This is a genomic window from Nostoc sp., assembly GCF_036917135.1.
Classification (GTDB): domain Bacteria; phylum Cyanobacteriota; class Cyanobacteriia; order Cyanobacteriales; family Nostocaceae; genus Nostoc.
In genome coordinates this window covers 94,841-117,892 of sequence record NZ_JBALEA010000073.1, presented here as the reverse complement: position 1 = coordinate 117,892, position 23,052 = coordinate 94,841, and the positions used below count along the sequence as shown (strand labels likewise).

Annotated in this window: 20 protein-coding genes, 2 tRNA genes and 1 pseudogene; 15 read left to right on the top strand and 8 right to left on the bottom strand. The window is 42.5% G+C overall.

Features of this window, described 5'->3' with window-relative positions:
* Positions 1–208: 208 nt before the first annotated feature.
* Positions 209–1,090, top strand: a complete 882-nt coding sequence (locus V7K50_RS22960) for a phosphatidate cytidylyltransferase (protein WP_334964027.1) — start codon at positions 209–211, stop codon at positions 1,088–1,090.
* A gap of 122 nt (positions 1,091–1,212) precedes the next feature.
* On the opposite strand, the gene V7K50_RS22955 is transcribed toward V7K50_RS22960, so the two are convergent.
* Positions 1,213–1,926 carry an LmeA family phospholipid-binding protein gene (locus V7K50_RS22955; RefSeq protein WP_334964025.1) on the bottom strand — a complete coding sequence of 238 codons (714 nt, stop codon included), beginning with the start codon at positions 1,924–1,926 and terminating at the stop codon, positions 1,213–1,215.
* Positions 1,927–2,060: 134 nt separating this feature from the next.
* Here V7K50_RS22955 and V7K50_RS22950 point away from each other — a divergent pair, with 134 nt between their 5' ends.
* Entirely contained in the window at positions 2,061–2,819 is a 759-nt protein-coding gene (locus tag V7K50_RS22950) for a pseudouridine synthase (protein ID WP_334964023.1), read from the top strand.
* A gap of 29 nt (positions 2,820–2,848) precedes the next feature.
* A complete protein-coding gene (locus tag V7K50_RS22945) occupies positions 2,849–3,661 on the top strand; it encodes a helix-turn-helix domain-containing protein (RefSeq protein WP_334964021.1) in 813 nt (270 codons plus the stop codon).
* A gap of 143 nt (positions 3,662–3,804) precedes the next feature.
* On the opposite strand, the gene malQ is transcribed toward V7K50_RS22945, so the two are convergent.
* Positions 3,805–5,313, bottom strand: a complete 1,509-nt coding sequence (gene malQ, locus V7K50_RS22940) for a 4-alpha-glucanotransferase (RefSeq protein WP_334964019.1) — start codon at positions 5,311–5,313, stop codon at positions 3,805–3,807.
* Between the two features lie 184 nt (positions 5,314–5,497).
* Between malQ and V7K50_RS22935 the strand changes: the two genes are divergently transcribed.
* The 4 genes from V7K50_RS22935 to V7K50_RS22920 all read left to right on the top strand — a co-directional run bounded on the left by V7K50_RS22935 (position 5,498) and on the right by V7K50_RS22920 (position 7,882).
* Positions 5,498–5,929, top strand: coding sequence for an NUDIX hydrolase (locus V7K50_RS22935; RefSeq protein ID WP_334964017.1), 432 nt, complete (start codon positions 5,498–5,500; stop codon positions 5,927–5,929).
* A 77-nt stretch (positions 5,930–6,006) separates the two neighbouring features.
* Positions 6,007–6,183, top strand: a complete 177-nt coding sequence (locus tag V7K50_RS22930) for a hypothetical protein (protein ID WP_334964015.1) — start codon at positions 6,007–6,009, stop codon at positions 6,181–6,183.
* Between the two features lie 6 nt (positions 6,184–6,189).
* A complete protein-coding gene (locus tag V7K50_RS22925; protein WP_334964013.1) occupies positions 6,190–7,134 on the top strand; it encodes an SMP-30/gluconolactonase/LRE family protein in 945 nt (314 codons plus the stop codon).
* Between the two features lie 187 nt (positions 7,135–7,321).
* Entirely contained in the window at positions 7,322–7,882 is a 561-nt protein-coding gene (locus tag V7K50_RS22920) for an antibiotic biosynthesis monooxygenase (protein ID WP_334964042.1), read from the top strand.
* A 21-nt stretch (positions 7,883–7,903) separates the two neighbouring features.
* Here the strand turns inward: V7K50_RS22920 and V7K50_RS22915 are convergent, their stop codons facing one another.
* From V7K50_RS22915 to thrB, 4 genes are all read right to left on the bottom strand, one after another.
* Positions 7,904–8,509 carry a Uma2 family endonuclease gene (locus V7K50_RS22915; protein WP_334964011.1) on the bottom strand — a complete coding sequence of 202 codons (606 nt, stop codon included), beginning with the start codon at positions 8,507–8,509 and terminating at the stop codon, positions 7,904–7,906.
* A gap of 130 nt (positions 8,510–8,639) precedes the next feature.
* Positions 8,640–10,253 (bottom strand): NAD(P)H-quinone oxidoreductase subunit 4, encoded by a 1,614-nt coding sequence (locus V7K50_RS22910; protein WP_334964009.1) that lies wholly within the window; start codon positions 10,251–10,253, stop codon positions 8,640–8,642.
* A 465-nt stretch (positions 10,254–10,718) separates the two neighbouring features.
* On the bottom strand, positions 10,719–11,228 hold the full coding sequence (locus V7K50_RS22905) for a hypothetical protein (protein WP_334964007.1): 510 nt from the start codon (positions 11,226–11,228) through the stop codon (positions 10,719–10,721).
* A gap of 29 nt (positions 11,229–11,257) precedes the next feature.
* Positions 11,258–12,172 (bottom strand): homoserine kinase, encoded by a 915-nt coding sequence (thrB, locus tag V7K50_RS22900; RefSeq protein ID WP_334964005.1) that lies wholly within the window; start codon positions 12,170–12,172, stop codon positions 11,258–11,260.
* 106 nt (positions 12,173–12,278) lie between these two features.
* Between thrB and V7K50_RS22895 the strand changes: the two genes are divergently transcribed.
* From V7K50_RS22895 to V7K50_RS22875, 5 genes are all read left to right on the top strand, one after another.
* On the top strand, positions 12,279–12,404 hold the full coding sequence (locus tag V7K50_RS22895; protein WP_334964003.1) for a hypothetical protein: 126 nt from the start codon (positions 12,279–12,281) through the stop codon (positions 12,402–12,404).
* A gap of 333 nt (positions 12,405–12,737) precedes the next feature.
* A complete protein-coding gene (locus tag V7K50_RS22890) occupies positions 12,738–13,616 on the top strand; it encodes a M48 family metallopeptidase (protein ID WP_334964001.1) in 879 nt (292 codons plus the stop codon).
* Between the two features lie 308 nt (positions 13,617–13,924).
* Positions 13,925–14,857, top strand: a complete 933-nt coding sequence (locus V7K50_RS22885) for a hypothetical protein (RefSeq protein ID WP_334963999.1) — start codon at positions 13,925–13,927, stop codon at positions 14,855–14,857.
* 22 nt (positions 14,858–14,879) lie between these two features.
* Positions 14,880–16,025 (top strand): alpha-hydroxy acid oxidase, encoded by a 1,146-nt coding sequence (locus tag V7K50_RS22880; RefSeq protein WP_334963997.1) that lies wholly within the window; start codon positions 14,880–14,882, stop codon positions 16,023–16,025.
* Between the two features lie 238 nt (positions 16,026–16,263).
* Positions 16,264–16,347: transfer RNA gene (locus tag V7K50_RS22875), tRNA-Leu, on the top strand.
* 387 nt (positions 16,348–16,734) lie between these two features.
* Here V7K50_RS22875 and V7K50_RS22870 read toward each other — a convergent pair.
* Positions 16,735–17,991, bottom strand: a pseudogene (locus V7K50_RS22870) (IS4 family transposase); the annotation flags it as partial.
* A 1,300-nt stretch (positions 17,992–19,291) separates the two neighbouring features.
* Between V7K50_RS22870 and V7K50_RS22865 the strand changes: the two are divergent.
* Together V7K50_RS22865 and V7K50_RS22860 are read left to right on the top strand one after the other, a co-directional pair.
* Positions 19,292–20,089: a WecB/TagA/CpsF family glycosyltransferase gene (locus V7K50_RS22865; RefSeq protein ID WP_334963995.1), complete on the top strand. Its 798-nt coding sequence runs from the start codon at positions 19,292–19,294 to the stop codon at positions 20,087–20,089.
* A gap of 421 nt (positions 20,090–20,510) precedes the next feature.
* Positions 20,511–20,582: transfer RNA gene (locus tag V7K50_RS22860), tRNA-Gln, on the top strand.
* A 91-nt stretch (positions 20,583–20,673) separates the two neighbouring features.
* Here V7K50_RS22860 and V7K50_RS22855 read toward each other — a convergent pair.
* Positions 20,674–21,153 (bottom strand): hypothetical protein, encoded by a 480-nt coding sequence (locus V7K50_RS22855; protein ID WP_334963993.1) that lies wholly within the window; start codon positions 21,151–21,153, stop codon positions 20,674–20,676.
* 688 nt (positions 21,154–21,841) lie between these two features.
* On the opposite strand from V7K50_RS22855, the gene V7K50_RS22850 reads away from it, so the two are divergent.
* Entirely contained in the window at positions 21,842–23,020 is a 1,179-nt protein-coding gene (locus V7K50_RS22850; protein ID WP_334964039.1) for an EcsC family protein, read from the top strand.
* The last annotated feature ends 32 nt before the right edge of the window (positions 23,021–23,052 follow it).

Here is a 23,052-nt window from a genome sequence, read left to right as displayed (position 1 = left end):
GACTAGGGACTAGGGACTAGGGACTAGGGACTAGGGACTAGGGACTAGGGACTAGGGACTAGGGACTAGGGACTAGGGACTAGGGACTAGGGACTGGGAAAAAGCTTTCCAAATACTCAATCAATACCCAGTACCCAGTACCCAGTACCCAGTACCCAGTACCCAGCCCCCAGTCCCCAGTCCCCAATACCCAGTACCCAATACTTCTATGCCTTGGTCTCGGATTATTAGTGGAATTGTTGCGATCGCTCTTGCTCTTTCTGTTACCCTTTTGGGGGGTTGGTACTTTACCGTCGTGTTTGCGGTTATCATCTTTTTGGGTCAACAGGAATATTTTAATTTGGTACGAGCCAGAGGCATTGTTCCTGCTGCTAAAACCACAATGTTTGCTAGCCAAGTATTGCTGGTGGTTTGTACGCTAAATGGCAGTTTAGCTGATGCTGTGATGCCAATAGCTGGCACACTTATTTGTTTTTACCTGCTGTTTCAACCCAAATTTGCCACGATCGCTGATGTTTCCGCTTCCATTATGGGGCTATTTTACGTAGGTTATTTACCGAGTTACTGGGTGCGGTTACGAGCAATTGATAGTGCTGTTTTTAGCAATCTCCCTTTTGGAGGTTACTGGCCTACAACTTGGACAGATTTTTGGGAAAAGGCAAATTCCGCTTCTTTACCACAAGGTTTTACAGCAACACTGCTGACTTTTTTGTGTATTTGGGCAGCCGATATCGGTGCTTACATCATTGGCAAATTCTTTGGGAAAACCCGTCTGTCTGAAATTAGTCCGAAAAAAACTGTAGAAGGTGCCGTCTTTGGCATTACTTCAAGTGTTGCCGTCGCCATAGCAGGAGCTTATTATCTACACTTGCCTAGATCCCCATTCACAGGTTTAGCACTAGGTTTGCTGATTGGCATTGCTAGTCTTTTAGGGGATCTTACCGAATCTATGCTCAAGCGGGATGCTGGAGTCAAAGATTCTGGACAGTTAATCCCTGGTCATGGTGGTATTTTAGACCGTACTGATAGTTATATTTTCACGGCTCCTTTGGTTTATTATTTTGTGACATTACTTTTGCCGCTACTATAGGGCATGGGGCATGGGGCATGGGGCATTGGTTATTAACTCATATCCCTCATATCCCTCATATCCCTACTCCCCACTAAACGCGATACCTAAAATAGGGTATTAATATTTTTTATTTCTAATGATTAAGGGTTAACGTTAATCCGCCCACGACACACGAGCTTGCCTGGGATCAGCGTTAATTCTTCGACATCTACATCTGAACCAAGATCCAGATTGTACTCATGATTGTCCTCTAATATATCTCCTTGGTCAGCCTTGATTTGGGTATGTGCCACTTTTAACTCATGCCCACTGAGTAACTGTGAGCTTAGACAAATCTCTAGAGGTGTTGTTTCACTATTGGTTACTCTCATACCTCGCAGTATAATTTGGTTGTTGCCAAGAAGAATTTCTTGCCAATTAATTGGTTGTGACTGCGGGTAATGTGTTGGTAAAACCTTAACCAATAAATCACTCAAAGCAGTCGATAATAGGTTAGAGGAGAGAGAAGCATTAAGATCCTTCTCGTCTACGATTAAATCGCCAACCACTAGTACTGTTTCTAACAGTTGCAGGGGTTTTCCCTTAAGTACGGAGCCAATATTTATCCGAATATTTTCTGCTATTAATTTAATTTGTGTAATCAGTAGACCTTGATAAACTGCATGAGTAGCAAAAATAGATACCAAGGGGATGCGTCCAGAGAGAAGTTGGCGATCGCTGGCTTTAATCTCAACCTCTAATTCCGATATTTGGCTGACTTGCGTTCTCAACCAGAGCTTTACTGCTGTTGTGAGTACCTGCGTAATTATGCGGATTTTATTTGCATTTGTAGTTTGGGAATTTTGCTCTGGCATTTAACCAATCTGTTTATGAGTATTTGTGCAACAACCGAACAGAAATCAAACAAGCCTTAAATGTAACATTTATGCCTACTCGCTACAAAATGCAAATATCATTTAATTGTTGACAATAAATAAGCAATTTCCACATGGAGGTACGGTTACAAAAAATTCTTGCTCAATGGGGCATCGCCTCACGTCGTGAAGCCGAAGAAATGATTAGGAACTCACGCGTGCGGATCAATGGAGTATTGGCACATTTAGGTCAAAAAGTTGATCCCGAAAAAGATGCGATCGCGATCGATGATAAACCCGTATCCGTAAAGCACCGTCCGGCTTTAATATATCTATTGCTGCATAAACCGGCGGGAGTGGTTTCGACTTGTTACGACCCTCACCGAAAACCAACAGTCCTGGATCTACTACCAAAAGAATTACGGGAAGGTTTAGGGATTCATCCAGTTGGGCGTTTAGATGCAGACTCTACAGGAGCATTAATCTTAACCAATGACGGAGAACTGACATTTGGATTAACCCATCCACGCCACAGCATTTCCAAGACATATCGTGTTTTGGTCAAAGGACATCCGCCAGAAGCAGTACTCCAAAGGTGGCGTCAGGGTGTGATGTTAGAGGGTAGAAAAACCAGAGCCGCTAAGGTACATCTCATAGAACGTTATACCGAGCAAAGCCTTTTAGAAATAGTGTTGCAGGAGGGAAGAAATCGTCAAATTCGCCGTATAGCCCAACAGTTAGGATACCCAGTAATTCAGCTGCATCGGACTGCGATCGGCGCAATACAATTACAAACTCAAAAAGAAGCCTTTTTGTCAGAGGGTAAATATCGTTTCCTCAACGATGATGAGATTCACTTTTTGCAAGAGCAGATAACGCAACCTAATTATTGATTCAGCAGAGTTAAGGAGAGTCAGCAGGCATGAAATGGCTAAGAAAGAAGAATAATCACCAGCCATCACTTTCATTAGAGGAACAACGAGCCGAAAGGTTGGCAGAAATGGGCGCTCAACTTTGGGCATTGCGGCAAGAACAAGGTTTATCTCTAGAGCAAGTGGTTGCATTAACCAGAATTCCCCAGCGATTATTGCAGGCGATTGAAGAAGGTAATTTAAAGGATCTGCCGGAACCAGTCTATATTCAGGGTTTGATCAGGCAATTTGCCGAAGCTCTAGGCTTGAATGGAGTAGAATTTTCTGGCACTTTTCCGATCAGTTCTGCACAACTGAACCCCGGAAGTATGGGTAATACTTCACCCCTTGCTCAACTACGTCCGATTCATCTTTATTTTCTTTACATCTTGCTAATTGTATGCTCTGTAAATGGCTTGTCTCAGTTATTAAATAACGCTGTACTACAAGCAAGTAATGGCCAAAACCAGCCATATCCAAAACAAAAGTCCGTTGTCAAACCAGAACTAGCCCAACAAAAAGAGTCAGCAGAAATCCAGCCGATCAGCGATACTCTTAGCGGTGTCCAGCAGAGTCAGGCAGTACAGATTGGTGTCACCTTGAAAGCATCATCTTGGATTCGCGTAGTAGCCGATGGCAAAACCGAGTTTGAGGGTACTTTACCAGAGGGAACTCACCGGATTTGGAAAGCCCAAGAACAACTGACAGTGAAAACTGATAATGCTGGTGGTGTGTTGATGAGCGTCAATCAAGAGAAAGCGAAGGAAATGGGAGAGCCGGGGAAAGAGGAAGAAGTTAGGATTGCTGCCAAGCCTAAGTTTTGAGATGAGGGAGATGAGGGAGATGAGGGAGATGAGGGAGATGAGGAGGATGAGGAGGACAAGGAGGCATTTACTGCTCTCTCTCCCTTATCTCCCCCTGCTCCCTCATCTCCCCATCTTGCCCTACCCCATACCCCACTCACTCCTTACTGGGCTTGCGGGGCGCGTCCATTAAGTTTGGTAAGAACTTTTAAGCGATCGCCTAATTCGTCTCTTAAGGCTCCTGTTTGATAGCGCCACTCCCAGTTACCCTCAGCAATACTGGGAAAATTCATTCGTGCTTCGTTTCCTAATCCCAAAATATCTTGCAAAGGAATAATCGCTTGGTTGGCTATGGAACTTAAAGCTAGGCGAATTAAATCCCAGTGGACACCTTCAGGGCTGATACAACCTAAATAAAGCCATAAGTTTTGCTTTTCGTTGTCATTAGCCGTGTTGAACCAGCCGATGGTTGTGTCATTATCGTGAGTACCAGTATAAACTACAGCATTTCGTGAGTAATTAAATGGTAAAAATGGATTAGCGGGATCAGAACCAAAGGCAAACTGCAAAATTTTCATTCCCGGAAATTCGTATTTGTCTCGCAGTGCTTCTACCCCTGGTGTAATTACCCCCAAGTCTTCTGCCAAGACAGGAAGCTTACCCAACTTCTGCCTAATTGCTTCAAAAAAAGCGTCTCCAGGTGCTTCCACCCATTGGCCATTCATCGCAGTTTCTTCACCTTTGGGTACTGACCAATAAGCCTCGAAGCCCCGGAAGTGGTCAATGCGAATTATATCTACATAATCCAGCATGGCCTCAAAGCGCTGTACCCACCATTTAAAGTCTTGTTTTTGCAATTGCTCCCAGTTATAAACTGGGTTGCCCCACAATTGACCAGTGGCGCTAAAGTAATCTGGTGGGACTCCTGCCATTTGAGCAACTTCTCCCGTCTCTTCGTCTAAGCAAAAGATGTCGGGATGGGCCCACACGTCGGCACTATCATGAGCTACGTAGATGGGGATATCGCCGATAATGTCAATGCCCCGCATATTGGCGTAGTTTTTCAGGTTTGACCACTGCCGGAAAAACTGAAATTGGATGAACTTGTAATAAAAAATATCGACCTTGAGTCGGCTCTCTACCTGAGCTAATGCTTCTGGTTCGCGCTTGACAAATGCCGGTTCCCATGCATTCCAGCTTGCACCATTGTTAGCATCTTTCAGTGCCATAAATAAGGCGTAATTATCTAACCAATAGGCTTTACTGTCGCAAAAACCTTCAAACTCTTTATGCTGGATAGGTGTAGCATTGGTTTTAAAGTTTTCACAGGCTTTTTTGAGTAGCCTAATCTTAATTGGCACAACCTGCTCGAAATTTACCTTTTCTACCGGAAATCCTGGTAAATTAGCAAAGTCTTCTTCAGCTAGCAAACCCTCTTCTAGGAGTTTTTCTGGGCTAATCAGCAGGGGATTTCCTGCCATTGCCGAGTAGCACATATACGGAGAATTTCCGTATCCAGTGGGGCCTAAGGGTAAAACTTGCCAATATTGTTGATGGCTCTCTTTGAGAAAATCAATGAAGCGATAGGCTTCTAAGCCTAAATCCCCAATACCAAATCGACTGGGAAAGGAAGTAGGATGCAGCAAAATGCCACTGGATCTAGGAAAAGGCATATTTAACCTGAGTTATGAGAAAGAGCGATCGCATCGAATTTATCATGCTACGTTCAGCTTTGAAAGCTGGTGGTAGTAGGGAGTGGGGAGTGGGGGGCAAAGAGAATAAGTAATGCCCAATGCCCCATGCCCAATTCCCAATCTTTAATTAATCCAAAATCCAAAATCTAAAATCCAAAATTCCATGTCTTACCGAAATCCTACACCGACAGTTGATATCATCATTGAACTAGTAGATCGACCTCATCGGCCAATAGTGTTAATTGAAAGACATAATTTACCCTTGGGTTGGGCTATTCCTGGTGGTTTTGTAGATTATGGAGAATCTGTAGAAGTGGCGGCGCGGCGAGAAGCTGAGGAAGAGACGGGTTTAAAGGTGGAGTTAGTTGAACAATTACTGGTGTATTCTGACCCCGATCGTGATCCGCGTCAGCATACCATTAGTATTGTGTTTTTGGCGACAGCTACGGGGGAAGTTGTAGCTGGGGATGATGCGAAGGGTGTAGGTATTTTTGAGTCTTGGCGTGTGCCTAGTAATTTATGTTTTGACCACGATCGCATTTTGCGCGATTATTGGCGATATCGGCATTATGGGATACGTCCGAGGTTGGGGTAAGAGGAACGAACCGCAGAGGCGCAGAGAACGCAGAGAGTGGAGGGGAGAGGAATATCTGTAATTCCCCAACATCCAGTTTGGGTAAAGGTTCTGTAGAAATCGGTTGGTGTTGGGAGGATGTCAAAGCCAAGATTCTAACGCTAAGGCTTGCACCTGTTGTCGTCTATTTGGCAACACTTGCCGATGGCGGAGCGCAAGGACTGTTTTTTGCAGAGATACGAAAGTTTGGTAGCCTGATTCAATTACAATGGTAGGTTCACATGGGAAATTTCGCAGTTTTACCACCTATTTACGCAGATAAGCCGATTGAATTAGCACCTGCTAAAATTATTACCTCGTTCCCGATCAATACTTTTTTGGAAAATCTAGCGATAGCTGCGGCGGGCTACTCCTACGCACCAGATGGCACAATCTTTGTAACTAATCACGAAGTTGGCGAGATTGTTCGCATTAGTCCAGATGGCAATCAGCAGATTCACGCCACTGTTGAGGGCAAGGTGAGTGGTCTTGCTTTCACTACTAACGGGGGTTTGGTGGCAACAGGCTGGAATGCTGATTCTATACCAGTGGTTTCGTTAGTTGCCAATGATGGCACTGTGGAAACTTTACTGACACTGCCAGATGCCATATTTCTCAATGGCATCACTCCACTTTCTGACACTCAGTATTTGACAGCAGATTCTTATCGGGGTGCAATTTGGCTGATTGATATTGCTCAACGCCGGGGGTCAATTTGGCTAGAAGATCCAATACTTGCTCGTAGCAATTCGGAAAACGTCACTCCGGCGGCAAATGGTTTGAAGCGCTTTGGTGATTTCCTCTACGTTTCAAATACGGAAAAAATGTTGCTATTGCGGATTCCGATTGATGCTGCAAATCAACCAGGTGAGCCAGAAATATTTGTTGAGCAAACTAATATTGACGACTTCGCCTTTGATGTGGAAGGCAATCTTTACGGAGCGACACACATTTATAACAGTGTGATCCGAATTGCAAAGGATGGAAGTACTACTATTATCGCTCAAGCCGAGGCAGGTGTAATTGGCAGCACAGCCGTAGCTTTTGGTCAAGGTGAGAGCGATCGCACCGCGATTTATGTTGTCACCAATGGTGGAATGTTTTTACCTCCACCTACAGGTGTAGTTCCTGCTAATGTTGTTCGGCTTGAGGTGGGAAAAGCTGGATATCCGAATTTTAGATTTTAAATTTTGGATTTTGAATTGAAAAGCATTCGAGTGAGTTGTACTGAGGTTTGTCGAAGTACAAATCACTCGAAGTCCAAAATTTCAAAATGTTTTACAGCAAGCAAATTGATATTCGCTCCCCAAAAAACAAGCTACGCGAAAAAATCTAAAATCTAAAATCTAAAATTGATTGGTATAACTAATGGAGATGGAACAGGACGATCAATTTGTAACCGTAGTTATTACACAAGTTGTCAAACCAGGATGCGAAACCGCTTATGAAGCTTGGTTAAAAGATATTACCAGGGTTTCGAGAACCTATAGGGGTCATCTGGGAACAAATGTGATTCGTCCGCAGCTTGGGGTACGAAACGAATATGTGATCATCTTTCGGTTTGACGGTTATGACAATTTAAAGGTGTGGATGACATCACGCGATCGCGAATATTGGCTGGATCAAGGTAAACATTTGGTTGAATCTGATCCTGATGTTCAAGAAATCTGTGGATTAGAAGCTTGGTTTTCTCTTCCTGGTCAACCATTAAAAACTCCACCGCGCTATAAAATAGCCTTCCTAACTTGGGCGGCTGTATTTGTGTTAATTAATTTGTTGAATACATTTGTAACGCCTCTGCTTCGCGGTTTACCTCCCTTAATTATTTCCTTGATAATTACGATTACTATGGTTTTGCTATTGACATATATTGTTATGCCTAGAGTTAGCCGTTTGTTTAGTAGGTGGCTATATCCTAAATCACGAAAAACTTAGCCATTGAAATGACTTTAACCCCTACCAAACCTGACTTAAATCCAAAACAAACCCAGGTAGCAACGGTTCACCATAAAGTGTCTTAGGATTATCTAATACCTCAACTGCAATATTAGGACGATAAATAAAAACTCGGCGTTGTTTTCTATCAATTAACCAACCAAGTTGTGTCCCATTATCAATATACTCTTGCATCTTGTCTTGCAAAATTCGTAAATTATCGCTTTCAGAACGCAATTCAATCACAAACTCAGGACAAATCGGTGCAAATTTTTTTCGCAGTTCTGCGGGTATCGCTTCCCAGCGATCGCCTTTTATCCACGCTGCATCAGGCGATCGCACTGCACCATTAGGCAAAGTAAACCCACCACTGGAACCAAACCCTACACCTGTACCATCTTGCTTTGTCCATACCCACAACTGCCCAACTAAGTTAAAGTTGCGTTCATCAGTATCGGAACCAGTAGGGGGCATAATCACTAATTCTCCAAAAGCATTACGTTCAATGCGAAAATCACCGTTTAGCTGACAAAACTCATAAAATTGATCGTCGGTTAGTGCGATCGCAGGTTGCAATTGCAAGACCATTGGTATAATTTCTGTGGCTATAGCTAAGTTAATGGTCATAATTCATATTTTGGGGCTTCACCTGTCTTTAGGATATATCTTGGCAAAATTTTAGGGGTGGTTTCGTAACCACCCCTTTATTCCCCTGAATATTTAGAATTTACTTGCAGCCCCTTAATGGGAAGTTAATTTACTCAGAAATATTAATCGAACTTTCAACTTGAGAATTAGCCAATGTTGGTGCAGAGAAAATCCGCGAGTACAGACTTGATGGTTGCTGATGGGCAACAACTGGCAGAACTTGACGAGCATGGGCGGCTAATTCTACTGCCTTCACATCATAAGTCTGCGTTGCCAACTTGGGATAAAACCCAATACCGATGATTGGCAGCAATAAACAAGCGGTAATAAATATTTCGCGGGGTTTGACATCAGATATTACAGCATCCAAGTGCAATTCTTGACTTTGCTCTCCGTAGAACACTTGACGCAGCATCGATAGTAAATAAATCGGTGTCAAAATCACGCCAACGGCTGACAGTAGCACGACTACAACTTTAAAGCTGGAACTGTAAACATCACTGGTGGCGATACCCAGAAACACCATCAACTCACCCACAAAACCACTCATTCCCGGCAAGGCGAGAGAAGCCATTGAACCAATAGTAAATAGAGCAAAGGTTTTGGGCATTACCTTAGCCATACCGCCCATTTTATCCATCATCAAGGTGTGGGTGCGATCGTAAGTCACGCCAGACAAGAAGAATAAGCTAGCAGCAATCAAGCCGTGGGAAACCATTTGTAGCACTGCACCGCTAATACCCAGTTCTGTGTAAGAGGCAATCCCAATCAATACAAACCCCATGTGGGCAATTGAAGAGTAAGCCAAGCGGCGTTTGAGATTGGTTTGAGCGAAGGCACAGCAAGCACCGTAGACAATGTTCACTACACCCAAAATCGCTAACACTGGGGCAAAAGTCACATGGGCATTTGGCAACATTTCCACATTGAAGCGGATGAGAGCATAACCACCCATTTTTAACAACACACCAGCCAAAATCATTGAACCGGGTGCTGATGCTTCACCGTGGGCATCAGGTAGCCAAGTGTGTAAAGGGAAAATCGCCAACTTCACACCGAAGGCAATTAAGAAACCTGCATAAACCAACAATTCCAAGGTTTTGGGGTATTCTTTCATTCCTAGAGTCGCCATGTCGAAGGTGACGGTATCTCCAGAGAAGGCAAGTGCAAAACCGGCAATTAAGATAAATATTGATGCGGCGGCGGTGTAAAGAATGAATTTAGTAGCGGCATAACGGCGGTTTTGTCCTCCCCAAATGGAAATCAGCAGGTAAACCGGCACTAACTCGATTTCCCACATTAGGAAGAACAACAGCAAATCTTGGGCGACAAATACGCCAAGCTGGGCACTGTACATCACTAACATCAAACCATAAAATAATCGCGGCTTGGTAGTAACTTTCCAAGCCGCGAATATTGCGAGGGTATTTATTAAGCCTGTCAGAAGTAGCAAGGGCATCGATAAACCATCAACCCCCACCGCCCAATGCAAACCCAGTTGCGGTATCCAAGGATAGTTTTCTACAAGTTGGAGTGTTGAACTCTGGAAGTCGTACTTATACCAAAAGGCATAAATCATCAGTGCAAAGTCGGCCAAAGCAACTCCCAAACCATACCAACGGACAGTTCTACCTTCTTTGTCTGGGATTAGGGGGATGGCTAAGGCAGCCACCAATGGTAAGAGGATTATGGCTGTTAGCCAGGGAAATTCAATAGCATTCATCACTTCTGACAATCAATTTGCTTTCTCGCTTTTAGTTACATTATATTAAGAAATTTTGACTTTTGTAACCTTTAATGGAGTCTAAAAGATTAAATTTTTGCTTTTCCATAAGAATATATACTCATCGAATGTCACTTTTCCAGGATAAATAAGAATAAATACTTATCGGATTTTGACGTTTTCTATTTTAAATGTAAACTTTTGCAACGTCAACAAAAAACGGTAGCTAAAGCCACCGTTACATTTTATTGGTTAAGCCCAATTGTTTATTGGATGCAAACGAAAAGACTAAATCATTGAAGAAGAATTCAGAAGTCAGAATTCAGGAGTCAGAATTAATGAGTGGGGGATTCAGACCCACCACTAAATCTCCGATTGAGTGGGGGACTTAAACCCGTTTATTCATCCGCCACTCGCACAGAATTCAATTCTTAATTCTGGCTCCTGACTCCTGAATTCTGTTCGTTAAACAATTCGGTTGACAATTGTCCACACTTCCCCATCTGAGCGGACATAGGGGACGGAGATTGTTTTGAACCCGGTAATGAAAGGCTTGTAATAAATCTGCCAATACATTGGACTGAGTTGATTGGCACAAGCTTTCAGAAAACGGACTTCTGTCGCTAGTTCTCCCGCTAGCTGATTAATGCGTTCAGCATGAACCTGTGCGACTTCTTTCGCTTCCTCTAGCTGCTGTTGTTGAATAAGTTGTTTTGATTGAACTTGCGATCGCACTAATTTACCTTGTTTTTGTTTGATCTTGCCTTCTAACGCTGCGATCGCCGCATCTATGCCTTGGAGTTCAACTGATAATTGGGCATTTTCTCTGGCTTGACGGCGGTAAGCTTCAACCATTGCCTGGGGTGAATCATTCTCGCCAGAAATTACATTATTAATAGTGAGTGCAGCGCGTTCTTCTAAAAGAATCTGAATTTGAGAGTTAAGCGCCACCATTTCAGCCTGAATTTGCTCCATAAATCGAGTTCTAAGTGCTGAGTAAAATATTAAAAGCTTTTTGCGCCTTGGATATCGAGAGAGAGCGATCGCACTTCGGCTGTAATTCCTTCTTCTTGCCAAGCAGCTAACATCGCCGCCTCCACAGCTTTCGAGTTTAGTTTATCTGTCAAAGCTAACAGTGTCGGACCCGCACCACTAATTACCATACCATAAGCACCAGCACTAACAGCTGCGATGTTGACAGCATCATAACCAGGAATCAAAGCTTTCCGATAGGGCTGATGCAATCTATCTTGCAAAGCTGTTTTTAACCATTGTCCGTTACCAGTTTCTAAGCCGCGCAACAATAACCCCAAATGTGCTGTATTGAAAATCGCATCGGCGCGACTTACTTCAGTTGGAAGAACGCCCCGCGCCTCGGAAGTGGAAAGTTCAAAATTAGGAATAGCCACAACTGGTACAATATCTTTATGCCAGGGAACATCACAAATTTCCCAAGTTGCACCACTGGTAGCAGCGAGACGACATCCTCCCAAGAAAGCTGGAACTACATTATCAGGATGTCCTTCCATTGCGATCGCTAACTCCATCAACTGCGACTGACTCATCGGCGTACCCTCAAGTTGATTAGCAGCAACCAACCCACCAACAATTGCTGTGGCGGAACTACCCAAACCCCTCGCCAATGGCACACCTAACTTAATGTCTATTTTTACAGTCGGCGGTGTCTGCTCTATATGTTGATAGAATTTGACAAAGGCTTGGTAAAGGAGATTAGTCTCATCGGTTTGGACTCCTTCAGCTTCCGTACCAGTGACATGAATCGTTAGCCCACCCTCTTCTAGGCGAGTGAACTTGAACTCGTTATACAGCTTTAAAGCTGCGCCGATGCAATCAAAACCAGGCCCCAAATTCGCAGTTGTGGCGGGAACAGTAACGGTGATGGCAGAAACAACAGACATTGGTAAAACTCACGAATCATCAACCAGCATCTCATGTATTGGTAGCATTTCGAGCCAAGTTTTTAATTTACTGTTCCTTAATACATCCTCCGAGCTTTGAGTCGTAGTGGTTGTAGCTCAGGCAAAATTCTACTATGGAAATTTAAATAGTTGGATTGTGCGATCGCTCGAACTTGAACTTGCTGCACGTCGAGGTGGATTCCGTGAGTCGTCACCCAATTTGGGATTTTAGATTGACTCCATGCCTAAAGTAACTTGAAAAGCCAACCAAACCAATGCACCGAGTAACGGAAATCCAGATTATTTCAATATAAATTCAGAGTCATATAGCGGTTCTCGTTTACGTGAGTTACACCCGTAGGGGCACGGCACTGCCGTGCCCTTACACCTTGCGATATAATCTTGTACCGCATCTGAATGGGAACCGCTATAAGGGTTTGAGAGAATGCGATCGCAAAATCCCAAAAATCCTGCTCCCCCGACTCAAATCGTTATACTAACTGTGGGAGGCTGTTTATCCATCCAGCCAGATTCTATAGTTGTGTTTTTTATAGCTTGCTGAACTATGTCCTTATTAAAAACCCCGCTCATTGGTTTAAAAGCTGACTCATTTCGTCATCCATTAGACCTCGAAGCTACCAGAACCCTCAAGCAGATACCTGGCATAGATATGTTAGTGCGAAATTGGCTCGGGCCAATGGCAGAACAGGTTTTCTATGTAGAAAATATTGCCTCCAGTGTTTTGGTGGGTGAAAAGCAACTGCCCAATTTATACAAGCTGTTGTTAGATGCCTGTAAAATCCTAGACATAGATCCTCCCCAGTTGTACGTCCGGCAACATCCGGCTCCCAACGCCTATACTTTTGCTGTGCGGGGTAAGCAGCCCTTCGTTGTGCTACACACTTCCCTGATTGATATGCTCACACCGGAAGAAATACAGGCAGTAATTGCCCACGAGTTGGGGCATCTCAAGTGCGATCATAGTGTTTACTTGACCCCTGTAAATTTACTAATATTAGCTGCGGCCATTGTGCCTAATGTCGGAACCTTCGTTGCCCAAGCCATACAGACACAGCTTTTAGAATGGGTACGTTGTGCTGAGTTTACTTGCGATCGCGCCGCATTACTAGCAACCCAAGATCCCAAAGTTGTCATGTCAGTGTTGATGAAACTAGCTGGTGGTTCCCCCATCTTAGCGCCACAACTTAATCTTGATGCCTTTATTGACCAAGCCCGCGCTTACGATGATATTAGCAAGACAGAACTGGGTGAAATGGTCAAAACTGCTCGTACAGCCCAATTAAGCCATCCAGTACCAGTACTGCGGGCCCGAGAAATTGACCGATGGGCAAGCAGCACAGAATATCAAACTCTGTTACAAAGTCACGGGCTGAAGTCTACTGATAAGGAAGTTGCACCCAAAGGCGGATGGCGCAATTGGTAGAGCTACTAATCACAACCACTTTTTTGTGAATCGCACAGGTACAATTTACCGTAAGTAGTAGGCGAACTCCAGAAAATGCGATCGCACTTCCTGGAATTCCATATCTTGCACCGGGCATCTGGAAGTCACGGCTACACGCGGGTTTCAAACCCTTAATTTTGCCTTAGTCCGCGTAGGCGGACGAAAGTTTGTATAGCCGCGATTTCTAATCGCCAGGGCTAGGTGGAAGATATAAGCTAGGCGATGTCTATAAGAGGCTACACCTACGCACTCATGTAAAATACTGATACAGCCAAAAAAATCAGCTAATGACTAGGTTTCTGTACGACCAGTTTGCAAAAGACTATCTTAAAGAATTGTTACAACCATTGGGAGAAGTAGAAACAAGTCGGAAAGTTCCGGCAGAAATCCGAGAGATTGATGTTTATTTTGTCCCTTCACTCCAATCCACAAGCGATACAATAGAATTAGGGCTGTTAGGAAAACTTGCGGCTGAACCTGCACTAATCGAACCATTTAGAAATGCGGCTACAATTGCAGAAATTCGTAGTTGTATGAATAAGTTATTTGATATTTTCGCGGAATTAAAACGTCAGACTAAAGGTGATAAAAACCGGATTGCAGAATCAGACTTACCACGTTTATGGATTTTTTCACCTACAGCTTCTGAATCTATATTGGCTGGTTTCAGAACTAACCTAGATGAAGAAAATTGGGCAATAGGAGTACATTTTTTAGGGGATTATTTTAGAACAGCAATTGTGGCAATTCACCAATTACCCTGTACAGAAGAAACACTATGGTTGAGAATTTTAGGTAAGGGAAGAGTTCAGCAACAAGCTATAGATGAACTAGAAGCGCTTCCCCAAAATAATCCCTTACGTTCCAAAGCAATTGATTTATTATTGAATTTAAAGACTACCTTAGAATTCAATCAAAATATAGACGAAGAGGATAGAGATTTAATTATGCGCTTATCACCTATTTACGAGCAAAAATTAGCCGAAGCTAAACAGGAAGGAATTCAGGAAGGAATTCAAGAAGGAATTCAAGAAGGAATTCAAGAAGGAATCCAAGAAGAACGTCGTAATGTGATAGAAAATTTATTGCGAGTTCGCTTTGGTTCTTTAGATGCAGAATTAAGAGTAATTATTGAACCTTTATTGGCATTATCTCCAGAAGAATTTACTCCTTTATTACTGCAACTCTCCAGAGAAGAATTATTAGATAGGTTCCTTTAGAATAACTCACTCGGAGATACTGGTGTCTACCTACTTATCCAACAACGATCGCTTTCAACCCATTAACCTTTTTGAGTACGAAAAGTTAGCACAAGAGTGTCTGTCTCAAACGACACTTGACTACTATAGCAGTGGCGCTTGGGACGAAATCACCTTGCGAGATAATCGTGCTGCCTTTGAGCGAATCAAGCTGCGGCCTCGGATATTAGTCGATGTCAGCGATGTCTACGACGGGCGTAGCTGCCGCAATCTAACTACCTCTATTTTAGGACAACCCCTGCAACTACCTTTGTTAATTGCACCAATGGCTTTTCAGTGTCTAGCCCATCCAGACGGAGAAATCGCCACCGCCCTAGCAGCCGCATCAGCTGGTGTGGGCATGGTGTTAAGTACAATGGCAACCAAGAGTATTGAAGAAGTGGCGACAGGATGTAATCAGTTTCCAGATTCTCTGCGCTGGTTCCAGCTTTACATCCATAAAGATCGGGGATTAACTCGTGCTTTGGTAGAAAGAGCCTATAAAGCAGGCTACAAGGCACTTTGTCTGACTGTAGACGCACCTGTTCTCGGACAGCGCGAGAGAGATAAACGTAATGAGTTTGCCTTACCCCTAGACTTACATCTAGCTAATCTTGCCACCATCTCAGGACTAGATATTTCCCATGAAAAAGGCGAATCGGGATTATTTACCTATTTTGCCCAACAGCTAAACCCCGCAGTCACTTGGCAGGATTTGGAATGGTTGCAGTCCTTATCTCCCTTACCTTTAGTCATCAAAGGAGTTTTACGGGGAGATGATGCTGTGCGGGCAGTAGAATATGGAGCCAAAGCAATAGTTGTTTCCAATCATGGTGGCAGACAACTTGATGGTGCGATCGCTTCAATAGAAGCCCTAGCTGAAATCGTCGCCGCAGTGGATGGTAAAGTAGAAGTGCTATTGGATGGAGGCATTCGTAGAGGCACAGACATTCTCAAAGCTCTGGCATTAGGAGCAAAAGCAGTACTAATCGGACGACCGATTTTGTGGGGACTAGCAGTAGCAGGACAAATCGGCGTATCTCATGTCATCTCACTCCTACAAGATGAGTTAAATGTGGCAATGGCACTTAGCGGCTGTGCCAAACTACAGGATATTGACCCTAGTTTATTGACCTTGCCACACCTTTAAACCAGAGAGTTCTTAGATTAACCCTCTTTTATTACTCTCGTCAGATTTTCCTTGTTCCCAGGCGAAACCTGGGAATTCATTCATTGAGCCAGACGCTCAATGTCTGACTGAAGGCAGTAGCCCCTAATTAGTCATTCCCATACAAAGCATTATGAATTCCAGCAAAACTTTCAGAATTAATTTTCAGGCTTGTTACAAAATCACTTAATTAGAGTACAATAGTTAAGATGACATATAAGGGCGGGTGGCGGAATTGGTAGACGCACCACACTCAAAATGTGGCGGCCTTGCGGTCATAGGAGTTCGATTCTCCTCCTGCCCACTACCAAACAACAAATAAAGAGGTTAAAAAGTTATGCGCCTCAAAAGATGGGAATCTCCCCGTAAAGAAGGCAGAAACGATAAAGGTAGAGGTGGTTCTGCGAGGAAACGACAACTCAAAAAGCAAAGGCAAATGTTACGACAAAGACTCAAAGAAAGTAATAAACCAGACAATAACAAAAACGAGAGACAGGGGGAGATAAGTTTATCTTCCCCTTATTTTTTGGGTTTTTATTTCATAAAAAAATAAAATTTAGGGATTTTTTATTGAAGAAGAATTCAGGAGTCAGAATCAAGACGCTCGTTGCGCTAAAGCGTCTCCCCTTGGGAGAAGACTCGCTATCAGTCGGGAATCATCTGTGAGAGGTTAAGGTAATTGCACAAATGTCCGTGAGGGTGCAGGAAAAGGGGATAAATCTAGCCTGGAGACTGGCTTTCGGAGATATTTAACCACGCCTAAGTCTTGATTCTCTCTTTCTGCGAAGTACTTAATCGGGTCATCCGCTTTGCCTTTATCATTTGCGACACTAAAATGGTACAAACCTCGAAAAATCATCTCCAAAGAAATGCGGTCAAAGGGTAGAGATAATTCATCAGCTACCGCATCTCCCAGGTCTACTAAAACTGCATAAAATAGCCAAGTAGCCCACACTTGTAATTTGATACCATTAATAGAACCAGTCCACAAATAAGACAGCCCCAATAAACGTTTTACGGAGTAAAAAGCTTCTTCAATTCTCCATCTTCTTCGATATAAATCTGCGACAACGTAAGGAGGTAATCTGTGGGGGTCGAGGACAGAAGTAATATAATAATAGCTAGTTTTACCAACTTTTATCTCGATGAAACGTCAAGTCAGTACTGGTGCGCCACCACGACCAGTACCAAGTTGAATCAATCGGTCTTTAATAGAATGGTCATAGCTAAAAATCTTTATATATTTAATAGATGCTTTGGCTTTTAAACGAGTAATAAAATGGACTTCTTGATTAATCAGTTGTTGTAAAAACTGGAAATGATAGAAACCTCTGTCGAGTAAAATTAAAGTCTTAGCAGTCACTAAATTGAGTAATGCAGATTCAAAATTTGTGTCTGAAGCAGCAGGATTAGTGTGAAACCAAACTTCGACAGGTAAACGAGTAACTAAGTCAATAACTGTACAAATTTTACCTGCTAGTTGCCCTGTTTTCAAGTCTTCCAGGCTTTTTAACTTACGGAATAAGGCTTCTAGCGTTGAGCCATCAGCAATCCAAATTCGTTCAAAATTACAGAGTGCAAATTTAACACTATCTGGTAATGGTCGCTGAAGCCGTTGTTGCCAATTCAGTTGTAATTGAGGTAGTAAATCTTTAAAGACTCGTTCAAATAATTCCGAAGGAAAAACTAAAAACCTTTCTGAGAGTGATTGTTGGGCAACTTTGGTGACTTGACACCATAAAAACCCTTCTCGTGCTAACAAACGATTTAACTCCTGAACACCAGGAACTTGTCGCCACAATAACGTTAATACTGCTGCCACCATTAACGATAAATTCAGAATCCTGTCTCGACATCCTAACTGCTTATAATACTTTTGTTGTGCAAAAACTGCTGGAGTTAATAAAGCTTCTAAGTGTTTAGCGTAGGCGTAGCCCGCCGAAGGCATCGCTTCGTTATCTATAGTAGGAGTATGATGTCGGTGTGGGTGGTCAGAGTTTTGTTTCGGTCGTTTAGGCATGGTGGTAAACCAAACTTTTCATTACCTCGTTTGAGCATTGAATTTACCTAACAATGTTGCCCACTTTTTACAAAGTTATTCTGTCGTTACAATACTTTTTCATGCCTTATTTAAGCTGTCAAAGACGTTAAAGATAATGATAATCAAATAGAGGGGAAGTATGCGAGCGTCGCTCGCATACTTCCCCTGTCCACCGCACGATTATCATTTTCAAGAAGACTATTTTGAGTATTTTAACTGGTTGACAAAATGCACTTTATCTTAACCTTTCACGGATGGTCGGGAATTCAGACCGCGCAGGAATTGAAGACCATCAAATTGAAAATTTGGTGGTGGTCTTAAACCCGGTTATTCATCCGCCAGTCATACAGAAAACATTGCTGAATTCTGACTCCTGACTCCTGAATTCTGTTCGATAAATTTGAAAACTCATAAGAGAAAATTATTATCGATTCTTTAAAATATACTAATTTGAAAGACTAAAGCTCTTGCTACGAGTCAATTTAATTAATTTTAGATTGCTTAACATAGTTTGATTTTTTATTGCCCACTTACAGCAGATTGCGCTCTAATCGAATAGACGTAGAGACGTAGCACTGCTACGTCTCTACAAAGTTTTGGGTTTTATATATGTACTTCATTTACCTGAAATCTGCTGTATACCATTTCTTTGTGAGGCTACGTCAAACCTCTTTAACTTCTTTCTTTGTGTCCTTCTCTACGAGATGCTGCGCCAATGCGGTTCGTTTTTCTTTCTTGTACTTAAATCCTAATATGGTTTAGCGCCTCTTCATGAATGACTGGTATTACTTAAGTATATACTTCCGTATCGAGAACAGTATACTGAGTGTGTAATCCTTTGGTTTACTGTACGAGTATATGTTATAGATATTGCGTAAGTAATACGTAATCATGGGATTTTGTCCCAATTGTAATGCTTGCATGAACCAATCAAAAATTAATTATGAAGAAAGCATGAATTTTCTGACATGGCTTCTTAAATTCCTAGCTTAAAACAGTAAGCTAGGACACAACAGCAAAAAATTCTAATTCTAGTATTACCGATTAAGCAAAAAGTACACTTAACAAGGCGATTGCACCTCCATGTGTTAACTTCCAACGATGACACAACCCTACAAAAAGTCATGAGTCATCCAATCCGAGTTATTAAATATTCGGAATGGTCTAGGTAATCTATGGATTTTTTTCTTGGACACAGGAGTTATTGATGGTGGCGAGAGTGCTTCTACCTACTAAAAAAGTGCTAGATTTTCCTATTACTGCTTTAAGGTTTGACGACCAGATACAAACAATGCTTAAGTGGGGGAGTAGACATGAGAGTAAAACTGTATACGTAGCCAATGTACACATGCTCATTGAAGCTCATTGGAATCCAGACTTTGCCACAGTATTACGAAATGCAGATATAGTTACTCCTGATGGTATGCCTCTGGTATGGATGATGCGAAAAATGGGAGCTATTTACCAAGATCGTGTGGCAGGGATGGATATCTTATTAGCATTATGTCAGCGAACTCAAACACAAAATCTTAGTATTTTCTTTGTAGGTTCCCAAACAGAAATTCTTTCGAGGATGCGAAAAAGGTTAGAGCAGGAATTTCCGCAGATGAAGATTGCGGCGATGGAACCTCTACCCTTTCGTCCCCTGACTGAAACTGAAGATGAAGCTTTGATTCAAAAAATTAACTCTAGTGGTGCCAGCGCCGTCTTAGTGTCTTTGGGATGTCCCAAACAAGAAAATTGGATAGCTCAACATAAAGGTAAAATACAAGCTGTAATGATTGGACTGGGAGGAGTTTTCCCAGTTTATGCAGGAATTCACAAACGGGCACCTCGCATAGTTCGAGACTTAGGACTTGAATGGCTGTATCGATGGATTCAAGAACCGCGCCGACTTTGCGGACGCTATGCTAGGACCATTCCACTCTTTATATGGCTAGCTACAAAGCAACTACTATCATCAAGTCGTATTGCTGCGGTCTTCCTTCACGAAACTGGGGATTAACGAAAAGGAAATACGGTGAGACCGAATGGCCTGAAAAGAAATGATCTAGCTGCCCCTAGCTTTAAATATCAAAGCTAGGGGCAACTTCTAGGAAAACAGTTGGAACGACATTAGCGACATTAGACTTCTTGCATAAATCAAAAAAAAGAACCCCACTCCGCCTTTAACTTACGTCAAACTCTCCCCTCCCCGCTTGCGGGTGGGGTGTTAGGGACTTTTGCAAGAGGTCTATTAAGGAAACGTGAGTTTGACGATATAGCCAACAAAGATTCAAGGGTTCACCCCAAACTTCTGAAAGAGACTAATTGCAAGGATTCCAAGCAAGCAATGTCCGGCGATAAAACCCATTATCTAAAATCAACCATTAAAGTACTTGACATAAACCCCGGACTAAATGCTATATTAACTAGAGTAAAGTCATTGGGGCGTCGCCAAGTGGTAAGGCAGCGGGTTTTGGTCTCGCCATCCCTGGGTTCGAATCCTAGCGCCCCAGTTAATCTGAAAGACAGGCACAAAAGCCTGTCTTTCAGAGTATTTAATTGCATATTTAAGATGTGTCTCAATGCATTTGAATTCTCTAAATGTTACTTATCAGGCGATTTTAGAGCTTGATCTAGAATCTGCCGAGCCTGTTCTGCTTTAGAACGGGCTTCCTGGTAACGCACATTAGCTTGGGCAAAATTTTTGAGAACTTTAAAACCTTCCTTGAGTCGAGTAATTTCTTCTTCTGTCACGGAATCGTCGGTGAACAGAACATCAACTGCTTTACGAATTTCCAACGCTTCAGATCGTGACTCCTGAACTTTCAGCTTCAGCGTGGCCAGATTACTCAGAACCTGAACAGCTTGTGTAATAGTATCCTCACCACTAGCAGTATCAATAGTTGACTCTTTAACTTCAATCAATTGTTGAGGACCAAATCCTTCTTCCAGTTCCGTGGGTAGCTTACCTGCATCCATCAGTTCCATCAACTGATCCATTGCTTTATCACGAGCTTTGACCGAATCCTTTCCAGAAACAGTAAGGATAATTTCTGGGCTTTGAGCGAGAGTGTATTGAACCATATTTGAGCAGAAAATTTGCTGGTTAACCAAGCTGAGGCAAATAATTATAACACGTTGCGTGTCGGGTCATTTGTGGGGTTATCGCAAATTCAAGGGTTTAAGACCCCCTACATCTTCTATATGTATAGCGCTTCTCGAATGGAAGCAATATACTTTTGACCTCTCTCCTAAAAGGCTATCCATTACCCGGATCTTTCTTAACATTTGTGAGAGTATTGACTCAGGTTTTTATAACCCTTATTGGTTCGTTGTTTATTCTCAATAAAAACGCAGTTTTAGCGAGAATATTAAAAGCGAATTTGTCAAGTATGCCTAACTATTCAGTGTCTAAGACGGTTATAGAGCATAGGTTTCAAGATTGTTAAGAAAGATGTGACTAATGGATAGCTCCCAAAGGGAGAGGCTAGCGCCAAGGGAGAAGGACGCATTCGTGCAGCGTCTCGTAAGAGTTGGACACAAAGAGAGAGAAAGAAGGAAAGAAAATTTGGCGCAGCCTCACAAAGAAATGGTATTAAATCTTGCTCGGTATAGTGACAAGGAAAGCCTTGTATGACAAGCTTCTAGGCAGATTAGTTGTTCAAAAATCAAATAAGAGTCCTATATAACTTGTACTTGTAGGGAGATGTCAAGTCACTCACTCTTTCGCTACAAGTTTAAAGAGAGAGGCTTTACAGGATGGTGTCAAGCAATGGTAGAAAAACCCCAAGAAATAGACGTGAATAAATTAGTTAATTCACCCACAGGAACTTCAGAAGTAGGAATCCAGGCTCAATCATCAGTAGAAAATGAACCGTCTACATTAGAGTCTTTTATTGAAACTATTGCTCACACTGGCCAAGCAATTTTAGGCACAGCAGTATTGGTGGGAGAAGCTACAGCGAAAGAAACACATAAGTTAATTGAGCAAACAACTCAAACGAGCGGCCAGGTTGTGAATCGCCTCAGCGAAAATTGGCTGATTAGAAAACTATCTGGAGTATTAAATCTAAGTTGGCTAATTGGTACTACTAACCTTGTTGATTTGGAAAAAGCAGAGGCGGCGGTAAACAAGCTTAAGCAAAAGTATCCCCATGAATCACCCAGTCAGATTGCTCACCGAATCATGGTGGAAAAAGCAACTCAAGCAGCCACAGTTGGATTAGCCACTAGTATTTTGCCAGGAATAGCAATTGCATTGTTTGCAATTGATTTAACAGCAACAACAAAATTACAGTCAGAAATGCTTTATCAAATTGCATCTGTCTACGGGCTAGATTTAAAAGATCCGGCGCGTAAAGGTGAAGTTTTGGCAATTTTTGGTTTGGCTTTGGGTGGAGAGCGTCTTTTAAAAGCTGCGGGATTAGGCTTGCTGCGAAATGTGCCCTTGGCGGGTGCGGTAATTGGAGCTAGTTCAAATGCGACAATGATCTATTCATTGGGGTATGCTGCTTGTCGATTTTACGAAGCCAAGCAGGATGAATCAACATCTCTGGCATCGCCAGAGACATTGGCAACATTAAAAGCTGAAAGTGAAAAGTATCTGGAAAGTGCGATCGCTCAACAAGCCATCATGGATCAAATCTTAGTTCATATAATCCTTGCTAGTCATCCAGAAAAGACTTGGAAAGAAATTTTACCAGAATTAAAAGCTCTAAACCTAACTCCTACCTCGTTGGATGCCATTGCCCAAAATATCAAATCACCTCAGCCTTTAGATATATTGCTCAATCAACTGAATCGTGATTTTGCTATACCCTTGTTGGCTCAGTGTTACAAAATTGCCCAGCTTGACAATCAGACTACAGCAGTTGAGCAAGAAATAATCGGAGCGATCGCTAAAAAATTTCACATTGACACAAATGCAATTGGGGCATTGAGCAGGATGTAAAATACAGCCTTTCGCCTGACTTTCGCAGACAA

What these genes read in the sequence shown, in the direction of transcription:
- V7K50_RS22945 (WP_334964021.1), top strand. Translation starts at nt 2,849, where the DNA reads ATGAAATGGCTAAGAAAGAAGAATAATCACCAGCCATCACTTTCATTA.
- V7K50_RS22850 (WP_334964039.1), top strand. Translation starts at nt 21,842, where the DNA reads ATGGTAGAAAAACCCCAAGAAATAGACGTGAATAAATTAGTTAATTCA.
- V7K50_RS22955 (WP_334964025.1), bottom strand. Translation starts at nt 1,926, where the DNA reads ATGCCAGAGCAAAATTCCCAAACTACAAATGCAAATAAAATCCGCATA.
- V7K50_RS22950 (WP_334964023.1), top strand. Translation starts at nt 2,061, where the DNA reads ATGGAGGTACGGTTACAAAAAATTCTTGCTCAATGGGGCATCGCCTCA.
- V7K50_RS22885 (WP_334963999.1), top strand. Translation starts at nt 13,925, where the DNA reads ATGACTAGGTTTCTGTACGACCAGTTTGCAAAAGACTATCTTAAAGAA.
- V7K50_RS22910 (WP_334964009.1), bottom strand. Translation starts at nt 10,253, where the DNA reads ATGAATGCTATTGAATTTCCCTGGCTAACAGCCATAATCCTCTTACCA.
- V7K50_RS22915 (WP_334964011.1), bottom strand. Translation starts at nt 8,509, where the DNA reads ATGACCATTAACTTAGCTATAGCCACAGAAATTATACCAATGGTCTTG.
- V7K50_RS22855 (WP_334963993.1), bottom strand. Translation starts at nt 21,153, where the DNA reads ATGGTTCAATACACTCTCGCTCAAAGCCCAGAAATTATCCTTACTGTT.
- thrB (WP_334964005.1), bottom strand. Translation starts at nt 12,172, where the DNA reads ATGTCTGTTGTTTCTGCCATCACCGTTACTGTTCCCGCCACAACTGCG.
- V7K50_RS22865 (WP_334963995.1), top strand. Translation starts at nt 19,292, where the DNA reads ATGGTGGCGAGAGTGCTTCTACCTACTAAAAAAGTGCTAGATTTTCCT.
- V7K50_RS22925 (WP_334964013.1), top strand. Translation starts at nt 6,190, where the DNA reads ATGGGAAATTTCGCAGTTTTACCACCTATTTACGCAGATAAGCCGATT.
- V7K50_RS22935 (WP_334964017.1), top strand. Translation starts at nt 5,498, where the DNA reads ATGTCTTACCGAAATCCTACACCGACAGTTGATATCATCATTGAACTA.
- V7K50_RS22890 (WP_334964001.1), top strand. Translation starts at nt 12,738, where the DNA reads ATGTCCTTATTAAAAACCCCGCTCATTGGTTTAAAAGCTGACTCATTT.
- malQ (WP_334964019.1), bottom strand. Translation starts at nt 5,313, where the DNA reads ATGCCTTTTCCTAGATCCAGTGGCATTTTGCTGCATCCTACTTCCTTT.
- V7K50_RS22905 (WP_334964007.1), bottom strand. Translation starts at nt 11,228, where the DNA reads ATGGAGCAAATTCAGGCTGAAATGGTGGCGCTTAACTCTCAAATTCAG.
- V7K50_RS22920 (WP_334964042.1), top strand. Translation starts at nt 7,322, where the DNA reads ATGGAACAGGACGATCAATTTGTAACCGTAGTTATTACACAAGTTGTC.
- V7K50_RS22960 (WP_334964027.1), top strand. Translation starts at nt 209, where the DNA reads ATGCCTTGGTCTCGGATTATTAGTGGAATTGTTGCGATCGCTCTTGCT.